The organism is Chryseobacterium sp. 22543, assembly GCF_052044565.1.
In the GTDB taxonomy this organism is placed as follows: Bacteria; Bacteroidota; Bacteroidia; order Flavobacteriales; family Weeksellaceae; genus Chryseobacterium.
Map to the genome: position 1 here is coordinate 1,138,292 of NZ_JBQENH010000001.1, position 26,073 is coordinate 1,164,364.

The window sequence follows — 26,073 nt, forward strand, 5'->3', positions numbered from 1 at the left end:
AATTTTGCTATATTTGCACACCTCAAAAATGGTAAAAATGGTACTTTGGCCGAGCGGCTAGGCAGTGGTCTGCAACACCATCTACAGCGGTTCGAATCCGCTAGGTACCTCAGAAAAAACCTCTAAGTTATTTAGAGGTTTTTTTGTTTTTATACCTTTAATCTTTTCAAATATTCCATTCTTTTATCATCAAAATTACTTTATCAACATCAGTAACTTATTCTTCACTTCATTCGCTCTTATCTTTTTGAATGAATATCTTTTTATTGCATTAGACTTTTCCTTTTAACAATAGAAAATAAGCTCTTTCAGATCAAAGAAGAGTTTGATAAATAATGTAAAAAGATGATGGATAGAAAATTATCTTACTCAAAAATAGAAGGTTGATCAATTTACGTTTATGAGCATCATCATATTAGAACAAAAAAATCCTCGGAAATTCCGAGGATAAAAACTAATAACCATGAAAACTCAAATTAAACATGAGTTACATTTCTATATTGAAAAATCGTGCCAAGAATGCCAGTTTTGAGAAAAAAAAGCATTTTACTCTGGTATTATTCATTTTGAAATTTTAGCATTTTAGACCGTTTTTACTAATGTTTTAAAAACCACTTCATAATTAATTATAATTAATTAAAATAAATCCAGCATGCCGATAAAAACATTAAAAATAAAATAATTTACATTTTGATAAAATACAATTCATATTCAGGAAATAAAATTGTCAAATATTTAGTCAGAGATCAAAAAACCTAAATCAACACCAAATTGGCATAATTTATTCTTCATATAAATCAATCCAATAAATTTAAATAGTCATGGCACAAATAATTTTTAGTAAAGAAGATTTTACGAAAAGAAATGAAAAAGAATATCAGTTGGAGTATAACGTAAATGAAATAGGCAAAGGTTCTGACCTCATTGTAGAAAGATTAACCGAAAAAGGAGACTATGAAATCATTCAGGCTCCCCTGCAAAAATCAAATGACAAAATATTCATCATTTGGGATACTCCTTTTTACGGTAGAATACTCTTTGATCTTTAAAACATTTTGAGATTATTATATGAAAAAAGCCCCCAAAAAAATGGAGGCCTCAAAAAACACAAATGATGAAAAAAAATTTTATATCAGAGATAAAAATTATTTTATCTATTAATTCTTAACCAAAGGTATACCAGTCTTTTTTTTTATTTTATGAGTACAATCATAAAATTATTATTTCTTTTAAATAGTAAGCTATCCAGCCAGCACACAATATTTCTCAAAAAAAGACAATAAACAATACTGTTTTAATTCCTATTCTTCGGCTATTCTCAAATATTCCAAAACTGATTCACTGAAAAAATAGTAGTTAAGATATAATTCACACGCATAGATTTCAAAATATAATAAAAAATATCAGATATCTTATGATCATAGTAATATTCTTCACATATCTTATTTTATAATTTCGCGTAATTAATTCAAAATAACGTGATAATTTTTTCTATACTTATAGCCAACTATAATAATGGAAAGTATTTCAAGGAATGCTATGATTCATTAATCAATCAAACCTATAGAAACTGGGAAGTGATTATTGTTGATGATGCCTCTACAGATGATTCAGTAGAAATTATACAGTCTCTTATCCAGGATGATTCCCGCTTCAAACTCTATCGTAATGCAACAAATAAAGGTTGTGGCTTTACAAAAGCTGCCTGTATGAAATATGCCCAGGGAGATTTGTGTGCCTACCTGGATCCTGATGATGCACTTTATCCGGAAGCATTGGAAAAAACAGCCCAGGAATTCGTTGATAGAGATGATCTTGCAGCTGTTTATTCCCAAATGATGCTATGTGATGAAAATCTCACTCCTGAAAGAGTATATGCCGGCACCAAGCAAATTTACAACAACCGCCATTTTTTCAACTGTCCCATTCAGTTTGCACATTTCTTTGCATTTAAAAAAGAAACTTACTCAAGAACAACAGGAATTAATCCTAATTTGAAAAATGCAGTAGATCAGGATCTGTATTTAAAAATACTGGAACAGGGAGAAGCTAAATTTATCAAAGAACCCTTATACTTGTACAGGCTTCATTCTGATGGAATTTCCCAGGACAAAGCAAAACAAAGCGCAAAAGAATCGTTTGCCAGAGTAATACATGATACAATGAAAAGACGGGGAATCAAAACCATCAATAACCAGACTGTTCCTGAGGTTTTCACCAGTTCACAGGAAATCTATAGCCTTATTGGGTATCAGACTAAAAAAATTCACCGATTAATCAGTAAAATAAAAGTCACCTTAGATAATATATAATACAAAAGACTCTTCGAAACGAAGAGTCTTTTTGATAAAATATGGAATGAAAATATTCTTATACTCAAAAATACCATCTCCCTTCCAATTATTATATGAGCAGAATCATAAAGCTTTGATAAAACTTAATACATAGAAACGGCCTCCTGACGGAGGCCTAAAAAACACAAATGATGAAAAAAATCTATTTAGAAAAATCCAAACAGAATATCGTAGAATCGTTCAATACAACTATTACTATTACATTTCTTCAGAAAAATATAATACAACATAGAAATAGAGAATGAATACTTCTATAGAAACCTAACAGCATCCTGAAAATTGTATTAATAATATTTTACACAATTATAGCAATTTATTAGTTTTTATTCAATATAAAATTGATAAAAACAAAATAAAAAATGCAATTAATTATTTAAATAATTAAAAAACATTCATTTTCGAAAAGGGTAAATTTAGTTAAATAATTTCTTGCTCACAAGGTCTACTCCTCCCAAATGATCGGAATATACACCGTAATATATCCATCAGAATCTACCTGTGCGTCCGAAACCGTAGCAATTACCGTTCCATAACCTACCCAACCACCTTGTCCCTGCATAGCAGAAAAAGTATAAGTTCCTGCAGGAAGACCATTATAATATTGTGGCACAGACTGAAATCCACCACTGTAATAGGTATCATAAACTTCTCCGGTAACCATGTTTTCTGCAAGGAAACTTCCTACATCATAATTTCCGGAAAGAATTTTTGCCCCGCTTTTTGAAAGAAGACCATAACGGATCTTATACGTCTGGGTCTTTGGTGTGGTATCCGCTATTTCTGAACAGTTTTTATTGTTCTCTGTTATTTCATTAGAGGAAAATGAGGTTGCAACAGCCAGCAGTCCGATACATGCTGATACTGTAAAAATTGATTTTTTCATATTAAAAAGTAATTTGGTTCTCAAAAGTAATCAACTTATATGAATTGAGTAAAAACAATCAATGAACTAAAATTTACAAATCCAAATTCCGGAACGGTCTGAAATACTAATGATAGATTTACTTAAAGAATCAATTTCCCTTTTCTGAAGAAATTTTTAACATAAAATAAAATTTCAATAGTAAACGCATAAAATCCCCATCAATAATACAAAAGTGAACAGTATTTAAAATTAATTCACTTTTCTCTGATCAATTTTAACACTCCTTAACTAAATTTTGGCTTCATAATTGAAAATACATTTAAATCAAAGTCATTTTGGCTTTACCTTATTAAAATTTGAATTATGAGAAAGATAGTATTAGCAGGTTTTTTATCCGTCTTTTTAATGACGGCCTGCAAGAAAGATGACAGCGTTGCTGAGAAATCACTGGAAGCACAGAAACTTGAATTTCAGGCCAGACAACTTGAAATAGAAAAACAAAAACTGGCTATTGAAAAAGAAAAGATGGTCTATGAAGCTCAGAAAAAAGCAGACAGCATATCTGAAACCAAAAAAGCAAGAGCTGCTGCTGAAAATAATTCAAGACCACAGGTAATCAGAGAAACAAGAACAATATATAGAGACAGAAACTCAAATTCCGGCTCATCAGGAAGTAACGGAAGTTATGCCAATAACGGAAGTGGAACTTCACAGGGAACTACCCAGAAAAAAGGATGGAGTAAAGCAGCCAAAGGAACCGTAATTGGTACTGTAGGTGGAGCTGCGGCAGGAGCACTCATCGCTAAGAAAAACAGAGGACTCGGAGCTGTAATTGGTGGTGTTGTAGGTGGTGCCACAGGTTATACCATCGGTAGATCGCAAGATAGAAAAGACGGAAGGGTACAACCCCGTTAATAAATATTTTCACAATAAATATAAAGATTGCTTATTTTTAAGCAATCTTTTTTTATGCTATTGATTCTGTTTTCTTCAATTCTCATCATTCCTGTCTTAATGGGTTGGGGGAAAATCATGGAAAATATCTCAGGGGTTTTATTCCAGGGAATCTCAGGAAAAATCCTATCCGGAATCTTGGGAATAAGCCTGATATGGACACTTATTTCATTTTTTTTTCCTTTAAATATTTATATAGAAACAGTTTCAATACTTTTGGGATTATTCTTTTTCTTTAGAAACAGACTCTACAGGGAGTTTTATCAGTTTTCAAAAAAAGATTTCACATTAATGAGTGCTGCAACTCTTATTATCATACTCGCAGGCTCTTATTATCCTTATATACTAGATCATTTTGGCTATTACATCCCAACTCTTCAGTGGCTTACAGAATATGGGCTGGTAAAAGGAATTTCAAACGTTGATCTCACGCTGGGACAAATGTCTGTCTGGCATATTTTCCAGGCTGGATTTTCCAATTTCTCTGACCCGTTTTTAAGAATCAATGCTGTATTACTGATTATTTACACCCTTTATATCATCGAACGGAAAAACTGGATACACCTTTGTTTCCTGCCGGTCTTATTATTGTTTACGCAATCTCCAAGCCCGGACCTTCCTGTTATTATTTTTTCACTGATTATCTTAAATGAGCTCATAGCCGGAAACAGAAATACAACTCTTCTTTTTGCCTTTTCAGTTTTTGTTTTTGCTATAAAACCTACCATGATATGGCTGCCCCTATTAGTATTTTCAAGCTCTGTTTTTATTTTCAAAAACAATTTCAGACAATTACTTTTAGGAATTCTGATTCTTTTACTGTTCTTTATTAAAAATATATGGACATTCGGTTTTCCTGTTTTTCCTGTAGCAATGGGTGATTTGGGTGTATCCTGGAAACCCAATCCGGAAGTACTAAAAATTTCGTCACAGTTTGCCATCATGAAGACCTATGATATGCAGTATACCTATGAAGAAATTCAAAAATTTTCAACAGCAGATCATATTAAAAACTGGCTTTCTCTGGAAGGAATCAAATCAAAGATTAATATTCTTTTTGTCCTGAGTTTAATTATTTTTTCTGTATTTGCCTGGATAAAAAAGAAAAAACTCATCACGCTGATCTGTATTTCTTTGTTGGTAAAAAGTATATTGATCCTTGCGTTTTCCGCTCAATACAGATTTTTTATCGATGTTTTTTTCGTGATGTTTTTTGTTCTGTTTCATGAATATTTTAATCAGAAGAAATCCATTATTGTTTTTTCAGTTTTAAGCTTATTTTTCATTTCAATGTTATCCTTTCCGGCATTTATTCAAAAATATATTCCGAGTTTCAGGGTAGGAAGCTTTATGACAGGATTTGAAAAAGAACAGATTTACAAGCCTTCAAGCTATGCATACCATCAGTTTAATACATTTAAAATCGGCAATTTTAAATTTAATGTTTCTCACAATTACCCTTACAGTTTTGACACTCCTCTTCCAGCCGTTACTCCGTTCTATATTTTTGATGATGTAAAAGCAGGTATTTTCCCCCAACTTTCAGACAAAAATGATCTCAAAAAAGGATTTATCTGGAAAAAAATGACCTCAGAAGAAAAAAAGGAAGCCCAAAAGGTTATCAATAATATCAAAAACACCGATAAATAGAACAAATCCAGAAACTTTATTATCTGAAGAAAAAAAGGTAATTTTGTACTATGTTCAACACATTAGGTAATCTTCTTAGTCTTACAACATTTGGAGAAAGTCACGGAGTGGCTTATGGCGGTATCATCAATAATTTTCCGGCAGGTTTAACGGTAGATCTCGATAAGGTTCAATACGAACTGAACCGAAGAAAACCTGGCCAGTCAGCAATTGTTACTCAAAGAAAAGAAAGTGACACAGTAAAGTTTCTTTCAGGAATCTTTGATGGAAAAACAACAGGTACCCCAATTGGTTTTATCATTGAAAACGAAAATCAGAAATCGAAAGATTATGATCACATCGCAGGGGCATATCGTCCAAGCCATGCTGATTTTACCTATGACCAGAAATTTGGTTTCAGAGACCATCGTGGTGGCGGAAAATCTTCTGCAAGGGAAACCATGAACTGGGTGGTTGCCGGAGCACTTGCCAAGCAGCTTTTACCAAACATTGAGATCAATGCTTACGTTTCTTCTGTAGGTGATATTTTCTGTGAAAAACCATATCAGGCTTTAGATTTTTCCCAAACAGAAAGCAATGATGTTCGTTGTCCTGATGCTGAAACGGCTGAAAAGATGATTTCAAGAATCAAAGAAATCAAAAAAGAAGGTAACACTATCGGAGGAACAATCACTTGTGTGATTAAAAATGTTCCCGTAGGAATTGGTGAACCTATATTTTCGAAACTTCAGGCTGAGCTTGCAAAAGCAATGCTGAACATCAATGCCTGCAAAGGTTTTGAGTATGGAAGCGGTTTCTGCGGTGCTAAGATGACAGGAAAAGAGCATAATGATGCCTTCAATACAGATTTTACTACAAAATCGAATCTTTCAGGAGGTATTCAGGGTGGAATTTCCAACGGAATGGACATCTATTTCCGTGTAGCATTCAAACCTGTGGCAACTATTCTGAGACCTCAGGACAGTATTGATAAAGGCGGAAATCCTGTGATCGTTGAAGGAAAAGGACGCCATGATCCTTGTGTGGTTCCAAGAGCGGTTCCTGTAGTGGAAAGCCTTGCTGCATTTGTACTGGCAGACTTGTTTCTGATCAACAAAACAAGAAATATCAATAATTTTTAACATAAATATTTTTGGTAATGAAAAATTACTGGGATAAAGGAATTTCTTTTGAGGAATATCTTCAGATTGCAAAAGAAAGATTAGAGAATCCTGCCAACCAGCAGGAAGCTGACTATAAACAATATTACGAGCTGGGTCTTCAGAGAATGGACCGGACGGTAAAAAAATACGTTCCGGATGAAGATCAGCTGAAAGAACTTGCTGAAAAAAATTTTGACGGAAAGATTTTAATCATTTCTGAAGCATGGTGTGGGGATGCAAGCGCAACTGTTCCTGCTGTCTTTAGATTTTTTGAAGGACATAATGAAGTAAGAGTATTTCTGAGAGATAGCGATAAGAGCTTAATCAACCAGTTTCTGACCAATGGTACGGAATCTATTCCTAAGGTACTTATTCTGGATAAAGACCTGAATGTAAAAAATTCATGGGGCCCTCGTCCTAAATACGGGTATGAACTGTTGATGAAATATAAAGCTGATCCTGAAGCGTACCCAAAAGATATGTTCTACAATGATCTGCAGATATATTATGCTAAGAACAGAGGAAAAGATGCTGTTCAGGAAATTTTAGATCTTCTATAAAAACCAGATATGAAAAAAGGAATTATTTATCTTATAATTATTGCCGTCATTGGTATTGTTGCATTTGTTCCGGGAATAAGAAATTTTCTAAAGGATACATTTTTCCCTATTGCAACCATTGAAAACGCTGTACATATCAGTGAAGAAGATTACGACATAGAACTTAAAGGAATCAATGCACCAAGTACGAATCTCAAAAATTTTAAGGATAGGGGTATTTTCCTTAACTTTTGGGGAACCTGGTGCCCACCATGCAGAAAAGAATGGCCTTCTATTCAGAAACTGTATGATACCAGAAAAGATCATGTAGATTTTGTATTGATTGCCATGAATGATAAGGAAGATGATATAAGAAAGTTTTTGAAAGAAAATAACTATACCGTTCCTGTATATATTGCTCAAAGCCCAATTTCTGAGAAAATTCTTCCCAAGGTATTCCCAACCACTTTCCTGCTGGATAAGCATGGAAGAATCCTTATCAAAGAAGATGCGACAAAAGATTGGGACACAGAGACTGTACATCAGTTCATTGACAATATTATCAAATAATATTTTAACTAAATTTTATAATTTATTGGTACAGGATTTGTGAAATTTATAGCATTGAAAAATTTATTAAATCCAAACACAAAATGAAATATTCAAAATTAAATCTTGCAAAAGAAGCCATCAATCATAAGGGCTTTATAAAAAAGATCCCTGATATTTTCAGAATGGTCAAAATGTGGAGAAAAGGAATGTATCCGATGAAATCCATAGACATTATTCTTCCTTTACTGGGAATTTTATATGTACTCTCTCCTATTGACCTGCTTCCTGAATTTGTTATACCGGTACTTGGAGTCATGGATGATCTGGCAGTATTGTCGCTCACCATTCCTAAGCTCATCAAAGAGGTTGACAAATTTTTATTATGGGAAGCCGAACAAAAATACAGAGGCGCTCAATTGATTGATGCTGAAATCGTAAAATAATAGTTTATTATATTTTTCACACCATCCTGGTCTATTCGGGGTGGTTTTTTATTTACAAATGAACGATTAATTTTTAAGCTTTATTTCAATTCCTTAAATTTGCAATATCTAATAAAAAATAATGGAAAGTAAAAAAGAATTCTTCTTAGAGTGCTACAAACTAGGCATCATCAAATTTGGTAGGTTTACCCTAAAAAGTGGTATTGAAAGTCCTTTTTATGTAGACTTAAGACCTTTGGCTTCAGATCCTAAAATTTTAAAAAATCTTGCTAATTATTTACTGGAAATGCTTCCGCTGGATAATTTTGATTTAATCTGTGGAGTTCCTTATGCTGCTCTTCCTATGGCGACTGCAATGTCTCTGGAAAGCTACATTCCATTAATTATTAAAAGAAAAGAAGCTAAAAGCTACGGTACGAAAAAACTGATTGAAGGAATTTATCAGAAAGGACAAAACTGTCTTTTGGTAGAAGATGTGATCACATCAGGAAAATCTTTGTTGGAAACCATTCCTGAAATAGAGCAGGAAGATCTTAAAGTTTCTGATATTGTAGTGGTATTGGACAGAGAGCAGGGAGGAAAACAGCTATTGGAAAGTAAAGGATACAGAGTACACACTCTTTTCAATATTTCTGAAGTATGTGATATTCTTCAGGAAACTGGTGAATTGTCAGATGAAGAAGTAAAAAGAATTCAGGATTTCCTTCAGGGGAACCATATTCAGTTTGAAGAGGAAACAAGATCTTCTTACGAGCAGAAGCTTCAGACTGCACAACATTCAGTTTCAAAAAAATTACTGGAAACGGCTTTAGCAAAAAAATCAAACCTTATTGCTTCTGCAGATGTTACTACAACTCAGGAGTTACTGGAACTTGCTGAAAAAGTAGGCCCTCACATCATTGCTTTAAAAACGCATATTGATATTATTTCTGATTTTGATTACGAAAAAACAATCACTCCTTTAAAAGCTATTGCTGCAAAACACCAGTTCTTACTGATGGAGGACAGAAAATTTGCCGATATTGGAAATACTCAGGAGCTTCAGTTCACAAGCGGTGTTTTCAAAATTACAAATTGGGCAGATTTCGTAACATCTCAGGTTATCGGAGGTTTTGAATCACTAGACTGCTTCAAAAATGTAGGAGTGGTAGCAATTGTCGGAATGTCTTCCAAAGGAGCATTGACAACCGCAAGCTATCGTGAAGAAGCTTTAAAAGTAGCTTTATCTCATCCTAATGTAATTGGTGGAGTATCTCAGAACAAAATCCCTGAAGACCTTTTATTATTCACTCCGGGAGTTAATCTTGCAGACTCCGGTGATGGTAAAGGACAGCAGTACAATACACCGGAACATGTTTTCAAAACGCTGCATACAGATTTTATCATTGTGGGAAGAGGAATCTACAAATCTGATAATCCTGAAGCATCTGCGATTACTTATAAGACAGAGGGTTGGAACGCGTATATTAATTCTTTGGAAAAAAAAGCAATTCAGGGTTAAAAAACCTATAAAGTATATACAAAATAAGTTATATTTGGGCTTTATCACGAATATTTGAAAAAGATCAGCATTTGCCTTATTTTGTTCTGGGGAGTCGCACAGGTTTCTGCACAGAAAGACAGTATATATATTGAAGCTAAACTTTCTCCTGACAAAAAGAACCTTGAGATCAGTCAGGAAATTGTTTATTACAATCATTCTGAAAAAGACCTGCAGACCATAAAACTCCTGAATTGGGTTTCCGCTTACAACAAACGCGGAACCTCTTTAGTCTACAGAAAACTGGAAGACAGAAATACTGATTTGCATTTTGCAAAAAGTGATCAATTAGGAAAACTTCTTGAACTGAATGTTAAGAATTCTGAAAATGAAGCCATTCCTGTTAATACAATCTCAGATGAAAATCTTTTTATTCCTCTGAAAAATGTATTAAAACCTGGCCAAAGTGTTACTCTACAGTTGCAATACCGGATGCAGCTTCCCGACAAAACCTTTACGGGATATGGAACATCCACTCAGAATACTGTATTAAAATATTTCTTTATTGTTCCGGATCATTTTGATCCGGACAATATTTCCATAAGAAACTACCACGATATTGAAGAACCAGTAAGTTTCAATACTTTCTGGACCGTCAACTTTGATATTCCTGTAAATAATTTTGTGGAAGGTAATCTCCCACAGGTTCAGATGAACTCATTCAAAGGATATCTGGATTCAGACCCTGAGTTTTTGATTTCGCCCACGGAATATCCTTCAATAAAAACCAATGTTGACGGAGCTGAAACCGAAATTAAGTTTGGTTATAACCTGAAGCCGGAAGAAAAACAAAATCTGGAGTTCTTCCTTCCTTTACAATTAAAGTTCCTGAAAGAAAGAATTGGTATTCTTCCGAAAAGTATTTTTATTTCTGATAAATTCAGAGCTAAGGAAGACTTTTTCGGAAATAATGATATTACTTTCTGGAAATTCAGATTTCAGTTATTTACCAATGCTGAAAAGACAGATCTGGATTATTTTGGAATCATTGCCAAGAAAGTTCTTGATGAAAACGTTATTGCTGATAAAGAAAAAGACCACTGGTTCAAAAACGGTTTAAAATCTTATCTGGAAATTCAGTATCTGAAAAAATTCTATGCTGACACGAAACTTTTAGGGACACTTCCTGAAACCAGAATATTTGGACTTAAACCATTAAAATTTTTCCATGCATCCAAAGTAAAACTTCTGGATCGTTACGGACTTTCCTATCAGTATATCATGCTGCAAAATCTTGATCAGAAGATTGATGAGCATTTCCCTGTTTTAAGCAATTTTAATGACATGGCTGTCAGCAGTTTTGAAACCGGAAGTCTTTTTAATTATTCAGCTGATAAAATGGGGTATGACAACTTCAATGATATTCTGAAAGATTATATTACTCAGAATACCGGAAAAAAAATTAATCCTGAAAATTTCCTGACTTCTATTTCTGAGAAAAATAAATCAGCAGCCTATCTTTCAAACTTTTTTAAACAGAAAAACAGAGTTGATTTCAAGTTAAAAAACATTAAAAAAGGCAACGATTCCTTAGAAATAAAAATTACAAAAAATACAGACATCTCCATTCCTGTAAAACTGGAAACCGAGACCAAAGAAGGAGAAAAAAAGGTGTACTGGATAGATACTGAAGAAAATGAACGTATTACCAGTCTGTCACTTCCGGCTTCTGACAACATCTATAAAGTTACATTAAATAGTGGCTACACCTTCCCTGAATCGAATTACAGGGATAATTTTCTGTATGCAAAAGGAATATTTTCCAATGCAAAAAAAATCAAACTTAAATTAATAAAAGACATTCCGAATCCGGAATACAACGAAATCTATATCACCCCAAGAGTACGTTTCAACAATACGTATGATAAATTTCTTTTGGGGATTAACTTAAAAAACCAATCTTTATTTGATCAGAAATTCCTGTATTCAGTTACACCAACCTACAGTACCGGAACAGGAAAACTGACAGGTTCGGGTGCTGTTTCCTACTCTATTCTGCCTGCCGAAAGTATTATCCGAAGCTTAACCTTTGGTGTTTCCGGTTCTTATTTTCATTACGATTATGGATTAGCCTACAGAAAGAGTTCAATAGCTTCCTCTATCAACTTCAGAAAAAATCCCAGAAGTACAGTAAGCAGAAGCATCGGAGTTTCTTATAATTATTTTGAAAGAGATCTGAGCCCTAAAATGGTTGCCAATAATGACTACAGCAAATACAACGTCTGGACTGTTGGGTATGGCTATAGCGACAGTCAGATGATCCATGAAAAAAGCTTTAGTCTGAGCACGCAAGGAATGGAGGATTTTAATAAAATAACAGCTGAAGGCTTCTATAGATGGGAATTTGCCCCTAAACAAAAGCTAAGTCTACGTTTATTTGCAGGATATTTTTTAAGAAACAATACCCGAAACAATCTTTTCGACTATGGAATTTCAAGGGTTTCTAACTACTCCTTTTCTTATAATCTTTTAGGAGAAAGTGCCAGCAGCGGTCTCCTTTCACAGCAGTTTATATTAGCTGACGGTGGTTTTAAATCTTTTCTGCCGGGAACGGTAAACCAATGGATTACTTCTGCCAACGTAGATTCAAGTATATGGAAAATTTTCCATGTGTATGCTGATGCCGGAGTTTATAAAAACAAAGATCTTCCTGCCAAATTCATATGGGACACCGGAGTTAAAGTAAGAATCATTCCGGATTTCCTAGAAGTTTATTTCCCGATACAGTCTTCTTTAGGATTTGAACCTTCATTTAAAGATTATGGAAAGCGTATCCGATATACATTGATTCTTAATCTTGGTTCCATTATTAATGCCGCAAGAAGAGGCTGGTACTAAAATATCGGAAAAAAGATAGTCTCAAAAGTCAAATAATCTGGCTTTGTCATTCTGACGAAGGAAGAATCTTATGAATAGCCAAGCTTATGAGATTCTTCACTACATTTCTGAACTATGTTCGCAGGATTTCAGCCTGTGTTCAGAATGACATTTAACAAAGAAGCTATTTTTATTAAAATTAATCTTTTATAATTTTCTGTGAGATCGGAATATTATTAATTGTTCCGGTAACAATATAAGTTCCTTTTGGAAGCTCAGCAATATCAAGAGTTGAGGCTAATTTAGTAGGTGATTTCTTCACAATCTGCCTGAAGGTATCATAGATTTTCACATCTTTTACTTCAGTTCCGAAGACAATTTTACTGTCCTTTATAAAAGGGTTCTGCACAAAACCGGATTTCACGCTGCCTTCCAGAGAAAAATCGGCCCTATTATCATTACTGTCTACTAATGTTCTTTTTATAGCTGTGGTTGTAGTTGGAGAAGGAGCTGGCCCATCTCCTTTAAACTGATCTGCATTTGATCCGTAGCCTACAAAATCCAGGACATTAGATGCAAAAGGTCCGGTCACCTGCACTATATTTCCGGCTAAAGCAACTTTTCCGGAGACACTGGAAATTCTTAATCCTGAAGATTTATTGGGTGTTCCGTCAAAACGGGTAATAGTAGTTGCAATAAAATCCGGTGTCGGTAAATTCTCAACACCACCATCAATGGCTGCTTCCTGAATCAGAAAGGTTTCTTCAGGACCCAGAGTAAAATCCGGAAGTGTATGATATTCGGTAAAAGCCCCTATTGCCGGAGCATATTGTATACTTGCCCCAGTTAAAGAAACCAGGTTCGTTCCGACGTTTTTGAGCACAATATAATTATTTTTCAATACGGCACCTGAATCGGCATTACCGCCATAAATCTCATTGATTACAATCTGAGCATTCGAAAAGGCAGCTAATGATACAAGCCCGACAAGAGTAAAGATTTTTTTCATCGTAATAATTTTTAGAAATGGATTTGTAATAAAAACATCAAAAATAATACCACCAAATTAAGAAATAAACAAGATACAAAAATCTAAAAAACAGTAAATAACCATATAAAAAAACAGCCGTTTCAATGAAACGGCTGTTTGTATTTTTATTTCAAGAGATTAGTCTTTAAGAACTTTTTGAGAAACCGGCTGGTTGTTTACTGTACCTGTTACGATATAGTTTCCTTTTGCCAGTTCAGCAATATTTACCGTTCCGTTTTGTTTCACAGAACCTTCTTTTACAAGCTGTCCGAACATGTTGAAAACTTTTACATCTTTTACATCAGATCCGAAAACAATCTCATTGTTTTTAACAAAAGAATTCTTTACAAAGTTCCCTGATTTTGCGTTTTTAGCATCAATAACAGCCAGAGAAGCAGTAGACGAAGTAACAATTAAAGAAATATCATCTATTCTCCAGTTGGCAGTACCAAGAGATGGAGTTCCTGTACCAGGACTGTCACTTCCATAGATTCTTAAGGTAACAGGAGCTGATTCTGCACCTACTAAATTAGCACCTGCAAAAGTGATATTATTCAATGTCCATGTACTATTATTGTTAACATTTACAGTACCTATCGCCGTTGTATAGTTATCAATGCTGGAATATACTGTAATCTTTCCAGGTCCTGTAGATGTTCCTCTCGATCCTAAATTTAAAGAATTTAAAGTTACTTTATTACCTGCAACAGGAGTAACAGTTACACTAAAATAAGTACTTGCAGCAGTGGTAAGAGCTTCTTTAAAAGCAGCAGCACCAAAATTACTGGATCCGCTTGCTCCTGTATAGCCAGAAGACACAGATGAAGTGGTAATTAAATTAGTAGTACCATTATTATTTCCCTGAGTTGCTGCAAATGCTACACTTGAAATATTAGCATTTGTACCAGAAATAGGATTTACAGAACTGCCATCCCAAAGGTAAGTTGTTTGTGCAAAAGCAACTGCACTTATCATCGCTGTTGCAAAAAGAGAATAAAGTTTTTTCATGATTTAAATTTTTTGTTGTTAATAATTTTCTTTCCATACAAAACTACATTCTAATTTTTTTTTGGGGACAATAAAGAGGTTAAGTTTTTGTTAATTATAGTTGACCCCTTAATGTTAACATTTTTTAATTATTTTTACGAATTATTTTTAAAAGTTGCGGAATTTCATCATTCTATTCGTTTTATTCTTCTTAGGCATATTTTCAGGAAATGCTCAGGTATTTTCATGGAAAAATCCCAACGTTCCTGAAGACAGCATTAAAAGGGATAGTATTCTCGCCGCACGGCTGGAGCAGGATATCTTTGCCAAAGACACTCTGGATTTCATAAGAACACACAATAAGATCATTATCGATGAGGCTGTACTGGCAAAAAATGATAAAAAAAGATTTTTAGGAGAGCTTAATTCAAAAGGATCTATTATCCGTGGAATTACTTTTGGTAACAACCAGGGACAATCTGTACAAAGTTCTATGGATCTCCAGATTTCAGGACGATTGTCAAAGGATGTTACGATTTTAGCCAGTATTTCAGATCATAACCTTCCTATTCAGGCTGATGGTTATACCCAGACTTTGGAGGAATTTGACAAAATTTATATGCAGCTTAATATCAAGGAAAAGTCTATTCTCAGAGCCGGACACCTTGATCTTGTAGAGGCTAAAAATTATTTCGCGAAATACCAGAGAAGAAGTATGGGACTTCAGTTTCAGACAGAATTTGGAAAGGAAAATAAAACATTGATCGATATTTCTGCCGGTGTTGCACGAAGTGAATTCCATAGAATCCGTTTTCAAGGGGTTGAAGGTAACCAGGGACCTTACCGCCTGACCGGTAAGAATGGTGAGCAGTTTATTACCCTAATCTCAGGCTCTGAGCAGGTTTTCATTGACGGTATCTTAATGAAACGAGGAGAAAATCAGGATTATATCATCAATTACAATACAGGTGAGGTTACTTTTACCAGTTTCCGTCCTATTTTCCAACAGAATTTCATTACGATTTCTTATAACTACGCCAACAGAAATTATTCAAGATATTTATTTACCGGAAAACTTGAGCATCAGAGAGAAAAATTCAAAGTGGGCCTAAACTGGTTCATGGAAAATGACAACAAAAATGCACCTCTTTCTTTAAATCTTTCTAAAGAAGATGAACAGATCCTTGCTGAAGCAGGTAATGACCCCAACCTGATGTATGCACCATCAGGAGTTGTTACCGAATATGATGTCAATAAAATTTTATACAAATTAAACACTGCCGGGAATTTCTACGAATTTTCTACTGATCCTAACTTAACACTTTATCAGGTTTCTTTCACTTATTTCGGAGTTAATCTGGGAGATTATAAAATAGCACAGACCACTAATAATGGGCGTGTTTTTGAATATGTAGGGCCTAATGCCGGAGATTACAGAGCGGTAAGAAAACTTCCTTCTCCTCAGAAATCACAGGTATATTCCCTGAATTCTGAGTATTTATTAAATGAAGGAAAAATAGGGGCCGACATTTCCCTGAGTAATTATGATGTCAATTTGTTTTCATCAAAGGATTCTGATCAGAATATGGGCTATGCGTGGCGTATTTTCGGGAATAAAAGCTTTACGAAGAACACTTGGAAGGGAACTCCAAGTTTTGAATATCAGTATATAGACAGACAGTTTCATATTCTTGACCGTATCAATGATGTGGAATTCTCCAGAGATTTCAACCTTACACAGGAATTTAACAAGAAGACCCAAAACAGGTTTATTTTCAGCTTCCTGAACAAATGGAATAATAAATCTACCTTAAACTACCGTGTCAATTATTTAAATGAACAGGACTCTTACAAAGGTCTTAAAAATGACCTGGATTTCGGATGGATTACAGGGAAACTCTTTACCAAAGGGAATTTATCTTATCTGAGTACCAATGCCACTCTTCAGGATACTAAATTTATCCGTGGAGGAATTTCAACTGAATTTACCGGTAAAAAAGGAAGCTGGGCGATCGGTGGAAGCATGGAACACAATGAGAAAAAATACAATGACACTCAACTTATGGATGTCACAAGTTTCAGCTGGAAAGAAATCTTTTTGCAAAAGAAGATTGGTGACAGTACGAGAACCAAGCTATTGGCAAAAGTATACATGAGAGATAATGACTCTGTACGTGACAACAGACTTCAGAATATGAATAATATTTTAGGGTTCATGGCCGAAAGTCAGATCATCAAAACGGAAAAAACTACGCTAAATGCTTTAATTCACTACAGAAAATTTTTCTACTCAGGTGCAGAAGGTGATGTTACCCGAAATAATGACTTTGTAGTAGGAAATATTCTATACAATCAACAGCTTTTCAGAAACGGAATGCGCCTTCAGGCTTTCTACGAACTTGGAAACGGGCAGGAAGCGCAGAGAGAATTCCAGTACATTAAAGTAACGGATGGACAAGGTGTATATAAATGGACAGATTATAACGGAGACGGCATACAGCAGCTTGACGAATTTGAAATTGCCGAATATTCCGATCTTGCCCAATATATTCGTGTGTATACCAATTCCGTAAGGTATATTCCTTCCAATAAAAATAAATTACAGTTGGCATTATTTGTCAACCCGGCCATCGTTTTCAACTCAGAAAATGGATTTTTAAAGCGTTGGAATTTCAATATTTCATTGAATTCCCAAAACTCATTCTATAAAAAGGATAAAGTTCTTGTGCTGAATCCTTTTGAAAAAAACAGTGATCAGATCCTTAAAAATCAAAATATATTGGCTTCAGTACAATTCAATCCTACCGACAAATCAGGCTGGAACGGTAATTACAGATTCATCACAAATGATAATCTTATCAATGCCAATTTTAGTAATGAAGAGCGTGAGCAAACCTCTCATTTTCTGAATATCGGATACTGGTTCAATAAAGAATTCAGAGTAGATTGGGAAAATTCTGTTCATGACATCCAAAACTCCTCACAATTGTTTGCAACAAGGGATTACCGTCTCAATAATTTTGAAACAAAACCTAAGGCCACCTATAAGTTTACAGACGCTATACAGGCTGAACTGTCTTCCGCTTTCCGTCAAAAACAAAGGCTGGATGGTGAAGAACTTCTTAAAGCTTTTGATGTGACAGGAACCATCCAATGGGAGCGCAGAAAAACATCCATCCGCGGAAACTTCTCATTCATCAGTAACAATTTTACCGGAAACAATTTCAGCATTGTAGGAAACCAGATGCTGGATGGTCTGAAGCCAGGAAAAAACCAGGTATGGAGTGTATTTATTCAGCAGGCGATCAACTCATTTATCCAGCTGAATCTTAATTACGAAGGAAGAAACTCCGGTGACAGGACCATTCATATTGGAAGTATGCAGGTAAAGGCAAGTTTCTAAGATGAACATTTCCTTTTTTACCATAAAAAAAAATCCCCAATAGTGATATTGGGGATTTGTATTGGTTATCAGTTAATTTTTATTTTTTAATAATTTTAAGTGGCTGTGAGCCTCTTTCAGTATTCACTTTTAAGATATAAATTCCTGCAGGAGCACGTCTCATATCTACAGAGCCTTTTTCTGCATTGATTGTTTCATTAAGCATTTTTTGCCCTGAAACATTATATACTTCAACATCTTTTATTCTGCTGTCATTATTGATGTAAAGGTAATCAACAACTGGGTTCGGATAGAAACTGACTGTATTCTTTTTCGCTGCTTCATTTACAGCCAATACTGTTGCTGTAAATTCAAAACTTCCAAGATCCGGTGTTACAGCGTTTCTTGTATTGCCATCAGCATCCAATGTAACTTCAACAACCGGAGTTCCTTTATTATCAAGAGCTGCGTTTCCGGTACCAGATACATGGAAGTCTGTTGCTGATACAAATACCGGCAGAACATTTAAAGAATTTACATTACCTCCAAATCCTGACTGGATATCAGCAAGGGTAGCTTTTGCAACTCCCCCGATATAGCCAAGATTAGTTCCGGAAGAATAAAAATTATTATAATTAATAGTAGAAAAAACCGTACTGGCCGCACCGGCATAAATAGCATATCTATCTCCTGCCTGGGTCTGGGTATTTACAAAAAGATTATTTCTCACATCAATACCTCCTGCACCGGTTACCCCACTTGTAATGTTTAAAGCAGATGGCCTTCCTGCAACAGTCTGGCTTACATCCATCACAACAGTATTATAATAAAGCTTATAACCTCCTCCTGCAGTAATGACAACTCCGTTTCCGTTATCATTTACGCCTCCGGTTGTTGCATATCCATAGCCAGCTACACCACTTACAATGTTATTGGCTACTAAGGTATTGGAGGTAGGACTTGTTGTAGCAAGATATATTCCCTGCGCTCCATATCCGAATGTATTGGTATTTTTGATCCCGGATATTTTATTATTAGTGATAGTCATTCCATTTGTCAATGTGCCTCCTGCATAAATTCCCGCAAACAGAGACCCCGTTCCGGTGGAGGTAAAATTGGAAATGGTATTTCCTCTTACAATAATATTAGCTGCTACAGAGGCACCTGTATTACCGGAAGTAATAGTGATCCCGGAAGCTCCTCCAGCACCAGTTCCTGTATAACCAAGATTGGTAATGGTATTTGAAATAATTGAAGAATTCACTGTTGCTGTTGCAAACCAGATTCCTCTTTTTATTTCCGCATTGGTAGTTTCAAAATTACCTAAGGTATTATTACTTACCGTCACTCCATCTGCACCCTGGACATAAATTCCTCCAAGACGGTTCGCATCTGCTCCTGAAGCACTTATATCATTACCAGTAACCAATGTATTCCCTCCATTACCTGCTCCTATAGCTGCAAATAGATAGATTCCCATATAGGCTTTTTTCACAGAATTATTCTGAATGGTAACATTATTAAAAAAACCTCCGGTAGGTGTTGTAGCTCCATCATACATTACCAAAGCTGAAGAATTATTGATACCATTTATAATATTCAGGTTTTTAACCATAATATTAGTATTGGCCGCTGCTGCAGAAGCCGCAATAAATGTAAGGACCTGCGGTGCCGTAACAGAAGTATTGGTAAGGGTAAGATCTTTTGTAGTTCCTGAAGCAGCATTACTTCCATCTAAGGTAATATTACTGCCCAGTATTCTCACTAAGGGCGCACTGGCAACATCTCCTGAAATAGTAGCTGTAACTCCCACTGCCGGTTTGATCCCAACGGAAGTGTAGCTCGTTGCACCACCACTGGCATTCAGGCTGGCAGTTGCTGTTTCGGTTGTATTAGCTGTGATACTGATTGCAATTGCTCCCTGATGTGTTCCCGCATTGATAGCGTCAAATGCTCCCTTTAACGTAGTATAGGTTCCTGTAGCTGTACCTGCTGTAGCAGACACATTCACTTGTGAATAAAAATTTGATGCAGCAAAACCTGCGATCAAGCAAAATAGAATTTTTCTCATATTATTAATTTTTGTTTGTATTAAATATAAAAAATATTTTTCAATACAACACCAAAAACACTGAAAATCAAACATATAAATTAAATAAAAATTAAACAAAATATCATAAAATCCCTTAAATAAACAGTAATATGTGAAACACTTAATGTTTTACAAATAGTAAAATATTGTTTTTTCAGAATTTCGTAAATTTGCACCATGATAAAAATAGGCAACATAGAACTGCCGGAATTTCCACTTTTGCTGGCTCCGATGGAAGATGTAAGTGATCCTCCGTTCAGACGTTTGTGTAAAATGCATGGTGCAGACTTAATGTATTCAGAATTTATTTCTTCTGAAGGGTTGATTCGTGACGCTATCAAAAGCCGTAAAAAGCTTGATATCTTCGATTATGAAAGACCAGTGGGAATACAGATCTTTGGTGGAGACGAAGAAGCTATGGCCATGTCTGCAAGAATTGTTGAAACAGTAAATCCGGATCTGGTAGATATCAATTTTGGATGTCCTGTAAAAAAAGTTGTCTGCAAAGGAGCGGGAGCAGGTGTTTTGAAAGACATTGACCTGATGGTTCGTCTTACAAAGGCTGTAGTAAGTTCCACTCATCTGCCTGTAACGGTAAAAACCCGTTTAGGATGGGACAGCCATACTATCAATATTGATGAAGTAGCAGAACGCCTGCAGGAAACAGGAATTAAAGCTCTTACTATACATGCCAGAACCCGCGCTCAAATGTACAAGGGTGAGGCAGACTGGGAGCATATTTCCAGAATCAAACAAAACCCTAATATTGAGATTCCAATCTTTGGAAACGGAGATATTGATTCTGCCGAAAAAGCATTAGAATATAAACAAAAGTACGCATGTGACGGTATTATGATCGGGCGTGCTGCTATTGGCTATCCATGGATATTTAATGAAATCAAGCATTTCTTTAAAACAGGAGAGCATTTACCTGCCCCTACAATATCAGACCGATTATTGGCAGTTCGACAGCATGCGGAATGGAGTGTTGAATGGAAAGGAGAAAGATTAGGTTTGGTAGAAATGAGACAGCACTACAGTAATTATTTCAGAGGAATACCTCACTTCAAGGACTTCAGAAAAAAATTCCTGGAAGTTTTCACATTGGAAGAAATGAACAGCTTAATCAAAGAAACCCAACAGTTCTACGAAGAATATCAGGCACAGATATAAATAAAAACCATCAGTTTTGCTGATGGTTTTTTTATTATTTGAACCTTAGATTAATATCCTTCTGATGAGGATTCATTTTTAATCAACGCTAAAGCTGAAGAGGTACCTATTCTTTTTACTCCCATATTGATCATTTTCTCAGCATCTTCAGGAGTTCTTACACCACCTGCTGCTTTTACAGGAAGGTTTCCTGCGTTGTTGAGCATAATTGTTATTCCTTCAAAAGTTGCTCCGTTAGGTTTTCCTTCAGGAGTTTTGTAGAATCCTGTTGAAGATTTAACAAAAATTTTTGACCAATCATTTTCAGAGAAATTCTCTTCGGCCCAGGTAGAAATATTTTTGGTAAGATCTGCAATTTGTTCATCTGTCAAAGCGGCAATTTCAATAATCCATTTTGCTATTTTATGATGCTCAAGAGACAATCTTGTACATTTTACAAATTCATCTTTTACCAGTTCTATATTTCCTTGTAGATAAGCTGTATAATTAATAACGAAATCCAATTCATCAGCCCCATCCTCTATTGCTTTTGAGGCTTCAGCAAGCTTCTCATCAACAGAATAGGTACCTTCGTGAAAGCCTATTACAGTTCCTACTGCAACATTTGAATTTCTTTCCTGAATATATTTCCTGATCTCAGCTACATAATCCGGGCGAATCATTACAGCAAAAATACCATTCTCTATAGCTTCCTGTGCAAGTTCTTTATCTTTTTGAAGTGTTTCTTCATGAGAAATACCTGATTGTTCTGGTATTTTCAGGTAGGTTGAATCCAAATATTGGGCTATGTTCATATCGTTATACTTTCAATTGTCTGTAAATACCTTGTTCTAAAGATATAAAGGTTTCTGTTCTTGTTACTCCTTTCAGTTTCTGCAGCTTGTTAAGGATCTGCATTAAGTGATCATTATCTTTACACAGAACTTTCAGGAATATGGTATAGTTTCCTGTTGTGTAATGGGCTTCCACTACTTCGTTTATATCATGCAAAGATTTTACCACTTCTGGATAATGGCTTGGCTGATCCAGAAATACACCAATGTAGGAAATCACTTTATATCCTATTTTTTTAGGATTAAGAAATGATATTGAATTTTCAATAACTCCTGCATGTTCAAGTTTTTTGATTCTTTGATGCACTGCAGTTGTGGAAATCCCAACATTTTTTGAAATATGGGCTAAAGAAGTTTTAGCATTATCCATCAACATGTAGATAATTTCCTTGTCAATAGAATCTAAATGATAGCTTGTGTTGCTCGAATTTTTCATTTTCTACTTTTTTATTATTTATGTTTTTTTACTGTAAACTTTTAAATTTTACAAAAACCGGAAAGTGATCACTATATCCTCCCAAATACCTTGTACCAGCATAAGTTCGGAAAGGCCGTCCTTCAAAATTTCTGGTTCTGCTGCGGATTTTTTCAGAATTGAATATTTGGGCATCCTGAAAACTCAGCGTCTTATTATCAAGCAAAGATCTTGACATAATGATCTGATCATACAGCAATCCAGATTTATAATGAAAAGTAGAATAATTTCTTGTAGAAAACAATTGCTGAAAAGGATTCATTAAAACCTTCTCATGGTCATTGTTATAGAGAATCTGTACTAAATTTTCATCATCCGGGTTTTCGTTAAAATCACCACACAATATGACATGCTCTTTATCAGCATCTACAATTTTCATAATCCGTTGCCGGATTTCATTCAATATAAAGGCTCTTTTAGGTTTATTGATATCTTTTTCTCGCTTAGAGGGAAGATGGGCGATAAAGACATTAATAATTTCCCCTTTATATTTAATTTTTGAAAAAAGTACGTCTCTGGTTGTGTCGTAATTTCCTGTGTTTTTGTTTACTATTTCAAAAAAGAAAGTAATGGTTTCTGAATCTATTACCTCTACTTTATTTTTATCATACAACATGGCTACATCCACTTTTCTTTCGTCCATAGAATTGTAATGTACAATTCCATATTGCGAATCAAAGGGTTCCATCTCCACAAGATCTTCCAGTACTTTCCTTCCGGAAACTTCAGACAATCCTATTACAAATGGCATTACACCATTATCCTCCTTCATCAACTGAAATACATGGGAGATTTTGAAAAGCTTATTATTATATCTTTTTTCATCCCAATTCCTTAATCCTGACCGGGTAGGATCTAATTTGTGGACAGGTTTCGGATCGGGTAAAAATAAATTTTCAACATTATAAAAAGAGAACAGTTCCATCTACACTAATTTCTATACTTTTAATTTATTATGTTCTTTTTTTCTTAAGATGTAAAATTATTGTTTTTTCAAATTCCTTTGATTCAACTTAAGAAAAGCGAATCAATTTCCTATAAAAAACGATTCAAATATAATAAAAAATACCAATGAAATCAGCTATAATAAATTAATTTTTCAATTATTGGAGAGTTTTAACACATTAATCAAAATTGAGATAATACGTAAAAACCAGAATAATAGAAATAAATTTTTAATTTAAAATTAGAAATATTAATATTTTTCACATTTATTAAATCTACAACAAATATTATTCCATTTATCTTCATGACAAACGGAATTCAAAGCGGATAAAAATTAAATAAATTTCAACAATATTTGACTATAATAAATCGGGACGTTTTTCCCTGGTGATCCTTACAGCTTCATCATGACGCCATTCTTCAATTTTTCCTGAATTGCCACTCAGTAAAATTTTAGGCACATCCAGTCCTTTATAACTTTCAGGTCTGGTATAAATGGGCGGTGAAAGAAGATCATCCTGAAAACTATCCGTTAAGGCACTCTGTTCATCATTTAAAACTCCTGGAAGCAGTCTTATGACAGAGTCTGCAAGAACGCAGGCAGCCAGTTCTCCTCCGGTAAGAACATAATCTCCTATTGAAATTTCTTTTGTGATATGGAGATCCCTTACTCTTTGGTCTATTCCTTTATAGTGGCCGCAAAGAAAGATCAGATTTTCTTTTATAGAAAGTGAATTGGCTATTTTCTGATTTAAAGTAACCCCATCCGGTGTAAGGTAGATTACCTCATCATAGTTTCTCTGCGACTTAAGCTCTGAGATACACTTATCCAGCGGCTCAATCATCATGACCATTCCTGCTCCGCCTCCGTAAGGTTCATCATCAATCTGCCTGTGCTTATTAACAGCCCAGTCTCTCAGTTGATGAAAATGTACTTCTGCCAGCCCTTTATCCATTGCTCTTTTCAAAATAGAAGTTTTGAATGGACTTTCCATCAATTCCGGAAGTACGCTTATTATGTCAATTCTCATTGTAATGTTTCGTTTTTCTTAGTAGGTAGAATAATTAATCTTAAAGAAGAATCTTTGTTGATATAGCTCCACATCCAGTTGAAGAATATAGCCAGCTTATTTCGAACGCTCAAAATTAGCATTAAATGGAGAAACATCCAGAAATACCACGCCAGAAATCCCTGGAATTTTATAAATGGTAAATCAACAACAGCTCTGTGCTTCCCTATAGTCGCTAGTGAACCTTTATCATCATACTCATATTCTTTCCACTCGTTCTGACTTTTCTTTAATAAATTTTTACCTAAATTTTTTGCCTGATTAATGGCTACGTTTGCTACCTGCGGGTGTCCCTGTGGGTATTTTGGAGTTTCCATATAGGCAATATCTCCGATAGCATAAATATTATCGTATCCTTTTATTTTATTATATCGATCTACAATATATCTGTTTCTTACTAATTTTTCTTCGGGGAAACCTCCTACCACATTTCCGGTAACTCCGGCTGCCCAGATTACATTATTGGAAGCTATTTCTTTCCCGCTTTTAAGATGTACTTTATCTCCATCATAATCTGTCACCACTTCTCCACTCATAAAAGTCACCCCAAGGTCTTTGAGGTATTTTTCAGATTTTTCCTGTGCTTCACTGCTCATTACCGCAAGTGGCTTTTCTGTGGAACTTACCAGAATAATCTTCAGATGGTCAAAATTCATGTAGGGATAATCTCTTGGAAGGATGTCTTTTTTCATTTCGGCAAAAGCACCTGCCAGCTCTACTCCGGTAGGTCCGCTTCCTACGATAACGATATTCCAGTTTCCGTCATCGCTTCGGCTTTTTTCAATAATCAGTTTTTCAAAGGTCATCAATACATGATTTCTTATGCTGATGGCTTCCTGGGTATTTTTCATTCCGAAGGCTTTTCCTTCCAGATCTTTGTTCCCGAAAAAATTAGTTTTACAGCCCGTTGCAATGATAAGTTTATCATAAGTAAATTCTGCCTCATCGGTAATTACTTTATTGCTAGCAGGGTCTATTTCTTTCACCTCTGTCATACGGAACTGAGTGTTTCTGGACTGCTGAAAAATCTTTCTGAAAGGGAAAGAGATATTGGAAGGTTCTATCCTTCCTGAGGCTACCTGATAAAAAAGCGGCTGGAACATATGATGGTTCATTTTATCCAGAACGATTACTTTTTTGTTCTTGTTATTCAATGTTTTTGCAAGCTGCAGCCCCGCAAATCCTCCTCCTATAATGATGATTTTTTCGCGTGTTTCCATAATACACAAA

General features: G+C 35.0%; 21 protein-coding genes and 1 tRNA gene. 13 read left to right on the forward strand and 9 right to left on the reverse strand.

Features of this window, described 5'->3' with window-relative positions; all coding sequences use genetic code 11:
- The first annotated feature begins 39 nt into the window (after nt 1-39).
- The 3 genes from ACTJIP_RS05105 to ACTJIP_RS05115 all read left to right on the forward strand — a co-directional run bounded on the left by ACTJIP_RS05105 (nt 40) and on the right by ACTJIP_RS05115 (nt 2,312).
- Nucleotides 40-110: transfer RNA gene (locus ACTJIP_RS05105), tRNA-Cys, on the forward strand.
- Between the two features lie 711 nt (nt 111-821).
- Nucleotides 822-1,049, forward strand: coding sequence for a glutathione synthase (locus tag ACTJIP_RS05110; RefSeq protein WP_077419034.1), 228 nt, complete (start codon nt 822-824; stop codon nt 1,047-1,049).
- A gap of 429 nt (nt 1,050-1,478) precedes the next feature.
- Nucleotides 1,479-2,312: a glycosyltransferase family 2 protein gene (locus ACTJIP_RS05115; protein ID WP_077419033.1), complete on the forward strand. Its 834-nt coding sequence runs from the start codon at nt 1,479-1,481 to the stop codon at nt 2,310-2,312.
- 484 nt (nt 2,313-2,796) lie between these two features.
- Here ACTJIP_RS05115 and ACTJIP_RS05120 read toward each other — a convergent pair whose 3' ends face one another.
- Nucleotides 2,797-3,237: a hypothetical protein gene (locus ACTJIP_RS05120; RefSeq protein WP_077419032.1), complete on the reverse strand. Its 441-nt coding sequence runs from the start codon at nt 3,235-3,237 to the stop codon at nt 2,797-2,799.
- A 345-nt stretch (nt 3,238-3,582) separates the two neighbouring features.
- On the opposite strand from ACTJIP_RS05120, the gene ACTJIP_RS05125 reads away from it, so the two are divergent.
- The 8 genes from ACTJIP_RS05125 (at nt 3,583) to ACTJIP_RS05160 (ending at nt 12,877) form a co-directional block, all read left to right on the forward strand.
- The gene (locus ACTJIP_RS05125; RefSeq protein WP_077419031.1) at nt 3,583-4,134 is read left to right on the forward strand and encodes a YMGG-like glycine zipper-containing protein; all 552 of its coding nucleotides are present in this window, start codon (nt 3,583-3,585) and stop codon (nt 4,132-4,134) included.
- Between the two features lie 117 nt (nt 4,135-4,251).
- Complete coding sequence (locus ACTJIP_RS05130) at nt 4,252-5,823, forward strand: LIC_10190 family membrane protein (protein WP_440704182.1); 1,572 nt, start codon at nt 4,252-4,254, stop codon at nt 5,821-5,823.
- A 50-nt stretch (nt 5,824-5,873) separates the two neighbouring features.
- Nucleotides 5,874-6,944 carry a chorismate synthase gene (gene aroC / locus ACTJIP_RS05135; protein ID WP_440704183.1) on the forward strand — a complete coding sequence of 357 codons (1,071 nt, stop codon included), beginning with the start codon at nt 5,874-5,876 and terminating at the stop codon, nt 6,942-6,944.
- A gap of 17 nt (nt 6,945-6,961) precedes the next feature.
- Nucleotides 6,962-7,525: a thioredoxin family protein gene (locus ACTJIP_RS05140; RefSeq protein WP_440704184.1), complete on the forward strand. Its 564-nt coding sequence runs from the start codon at nt 6,962-6,964 to the stop codon at nt 7,523-7,525.
- 9 nt (nt 7,526-7,534) lie between these two features.
- Entirely contained in the window at nt 7,535-8,074 is a 540-nt protein-coding gene (locus ACTJIP_RS05145; RefSeq protein ID WP_440704185.1) for a TlpA family protein disulfide reductase, read from the forward strand.
- Between the two features lie 83 nt (nt 8,075-8,157).
- Nucleotides 8,158-8,499 carry a YkvA family protein gene (locus ACTJIP_RS05150; protein WP_077419026.1) on the forward strand — a complete coding sequence of 114 codons (342 nt, stop codon included), beginning with the start codon at nt 8,158-8,160 and terminating at the stop codon, nt 8,497-8,499.
- A gap of 121 nt (nt 8,500-8,620) precedes the next feature.
- Nucleotides 8,621-10,000: an orotidine-5'-phosphate decarboxylase gene (pyrF, locus tag ACTJIP_RS05155; protein WP_077419025.1), complete on the forward strand. Its 1,380-nt coding sequence runs from the start codon at nt 8,621-8,623 to the stop codon at nt 9,998-10,000.
- Between the two features lie 54 nt (nt 10,001-10,054).
- Nucleotides 10,055-12,877, forward strand: a complete 2,823-nt coding sequence (locus ACTJIP_RS05160) for an aminopeptidase (RefSeq protein ID WP_228408903.1) — start codon at nt 10,055-10,057, stop codon at nt 12,875-12,877.
- A gap of 178 nt (nt 12,878-13,055) precedes the next feature.
- On the opposite strand, the gene ACTJIP_RS05165 is transcribed toward ACTJIP_RS05160, so the two are convergent.
- On the reverse strand, nt 13,056-13,865 hold the full coding sequence (locus ACTJIP_RS05165) for a T9SS type A sorting domain-containing protein (protein ID WP_077419023.1): 810 nt from the start codon (nt 13,863-13,865) through the stop codon (nt 13,056-13,058).
- 159 nt (nt 13,866-14,024) lie between these two features.
- A complete protein-coding gene (locus ACTJIP_RS05170) occupies nt 14,025-14,894 on the reverse strand; it encodes a T9SS type A sorting domain-containing protein (RefSeq protein ID WP_232539002.1) in 870 nt (289 codons plus the stop codon).
- Between the two features lie 154 nt (nt 14,895-15,048).
- Here ACTJIP_RS05170 and ACTJIP_RS05175 point away from each other — a divergent pair, with 154 nt between their 5' ends.
- A complete protein-coding gene (locus tag ACTJIP_RS05175) occupies nt 15,049-18,276 on the forward strand; it encodes a hypothetical protein (RefSeq protein WP_077419021.1) in 3,228 nt (1,075 codons plus the stop codon).
- Between the two features lie 79 nt (nt 18,277-18,355).
- Here ACTJIP_RS05175 and ACTJIP_RS05180 read toward each other — a convergent pair whose 3' ends face one another.
- Nucleotides 18,356-20,326: a T9SS type A sorting domain-containing protein gene (locus ACTJIP_RS05180; RefSeq protein WP_175627290.1), complete on the reverse strand. Its 1,971-nt coding sequence runs from the start codon at nt 20,324-20,326 to the stop codon at nt 18,356-18,358.
- A gap of 198 nt (nt 20,327-20,524) precedes the next feature.
- On the opposite strand from ACTJIP_RS05180, the gene dusB reads away from it, so the two are divergent.
- Nucleotides 20,525-21,520: a tRNA dihydrouridine synthase DusB gene (gene dusB, locus ACTJIP_RS05185; RefSeq protein ID WP_077419019.1), complete on the forward strand. Its 996-nt coding sequence runs from the start codon at nt 20,525-20,527 to the stop codon at nt 21,518-21,520.
- Between the two features lie 50 nt (nt 21,521-21,570).
- Here dusB and deoC read toward each other — a convergent pair whose 3' ends face one another.
- From deoC to ACTJIP_RS05210, 5 genes are all read right to left on the reverse strand, one after another.
- The gene (deoC, locus tag ACTJIP_RS05190) at nt 21,571-22,314 is read right to left on the reverse strand and encodes a deoxyribose-phosphate aldolase (protein WP_440704186.1); all 744 of its coding nucleotides are present in this window, start codon (nt 22,312-22,314) and stop codon (nt 21,571-21,573) included.
- 4 nt (nt 22,315-22,318) lie between these two features.
- Complete coding sequence (locus ACTJIP_RS05195; protein ID WP_047379047.1) at nt 22,319-22,789, reverse strand: Lrp/AsnC ligand binding domain-containing protein; 471 nt, start codon at nt 22,787-22,789, stop codon at nt 22,319-22,321.
- A 28-nt stretch (nt 22,790-22,817) separates the two neighbouring features.
- Nucleotides 22,818-23,753 (reverse strand): endonuclease/exonuclease/phosphatase family protein, encoded by a 936-nt coding sequence (locus ACTJIP_RS05200; protein ID WP_077419017.1) that lies wholly within the window; start codon nt 23,751-23,753, stop codon nt 22,818-22,820.
- A gap of 379 nt (nt 23,754-24,132) precedes the next feature.
- Nucleotides 24,133-24,804 carry a tRNA (guanosine(37)-N1)-methyltransferase TrmD gene (trmD, locus tag ACTJIP_RS05205; RefSeq protein ID WP_077419016.1) on the reverse strand — a complete coding sequence of 224 codons (672 nt, stop codon included), beginning with the start codon at nt 24,802-24,804 and terminating at the stop codon, nt 24,133-24,135.
- On the reverse strand, nt 24,801-26,063 hold the full coding sequence (locus ACTJIP_RS05210) for an NAD(P)/FAD-dependent oxidoreductase (RefSeq protein ID WP_077419015.1): 1,263 nt from the start codon (nt 26,061-26,063) through the stop codon (nt 24,801-24,803). Before ACTJIP_RS05210 ends, trmD begins: the two co-directional genes overlap by 4 nt.
- Nucleotides 26,064-26,073: the final 10 nt, after the last annotated feature.

Coding starts and splice junctions, on each gene's coding strand:
- ACTJIP_RS05165 (WP_077419023.1), bottom strand. CDS start 13,865: ATGAAAAAAATCTTTACTCTTGTCGGGCTTGTATCATTAGCTGCCTTT.
- deoC (WP_440704186.1), bottom strand. CDS start 22,314: ATGAACATAGCCCAATATTTGGATTCAACCTACCTGAAAATACCAGAA.
- dusB (WP_077419019.1), top strand. CDS start 20,525: ATGATAAAAATAGGCAACATAGAACTGCCGGAATTTCCACTTTTGCTG.
- ACTJIP_RS05210 (WP_077419015.1), bottom strand. CDS start 26,063: ATGGAAACACGCGAAAAAATCATCATTATAGGAGGAGGATTTGCGGGG.
- ACTJIP_RS05170 (WP_232539002.1), bottom strand. CDS start 14,894: ATGAAAAAACTTTATTCTCTTTTTGCAACAGCGATGATAAGTGCAGTT.
- ACTJIP_RS05110 (WP_077419034.1), top strand. CDS start 822: ATGGCACAAATAATTTTTAGTAAAGAAGATTTTACGAAAAGAAATGAA.
- ACTJIP_RS05200 (WP_077419017.1), bottom strand. CDS start 23,753: ATGGAACTGTTCTCTTTTTATAATGTTGAAAATTTATTTTTACCCGAT.
- ACTJIP_RS05130 (WP_440704182.1), top strand. CDS start 4,252: ATGGAAAATATCTCAGGGGTTTTATTCCAGGGAATCTCAGGAAAAATC.
- aroC (WP_440704183.1), top strand. CDS start 5,874: ATGTTCAACACATTAGGTAATCTTCTTAGTCTTACAACATTTGGAGAA.
- ACTJIP_RS05150 (WP_077419026.1), top strand. CDS start 8,158: ATGAAATATTCAAAATTAAATCTTGCAAAAGAAGCCATCAATCATAAG.
- ACTJIP_RS05195 (WP_047379047.1), bottom strand. CDS start 22,789: ATGAAAAATTCGAGCAACACAAGCTATCATTTAGATTCTATTGACAAG.
- ACTJIP_RS05120 (WP_077419032.1), bottom strand. CDS start 3,237: ATGAAAAAATCAATTTTTACAGTATCAGCATGTATCGGACTGCTGGCT.
- ACTJIP_RS05125 (WP_077419031.1), top strand. CDS start 3,583: ATGAGAAAGATAGTATTAGCAGGTTTTTTATCCGTCTTTTTAATGACG.
- ACTJIP_RS05145 (WP_440704185.1), top strand. CDS start 7,535: ATGAAAAAAGGAATTATTTATCTTATAATTATTGCCGTCATTGGTATT.
- trmD (WP_077419016.1), bottom strand. CDS start 24,804: ATGAGAATTGACATAATAAGCGTACTTCCGGAATTGATGGAAAGTCCA.
- ACTJIP_RS05140 (WP_440704184.1), top strand. CDS start 6,962: ATGAAAAATTACTGGGATAAAGGAATTTCTTTTGAGGAATATCTTCAG.
- ACTJIP_RS05180 (WP_175627290.1), bottom strand. CDS start 20,326: ATGAGAAAAATTCTATTTTGCTTGATCGCAGGTTTTGCTGCATCAAAT.
- pyrF (WP_077419025.1), top strand. CDS start 8,621: ATGGAAAGTAAAAAAGAATTCTTCTTAGAGTGCTACAAACTAGGCATC.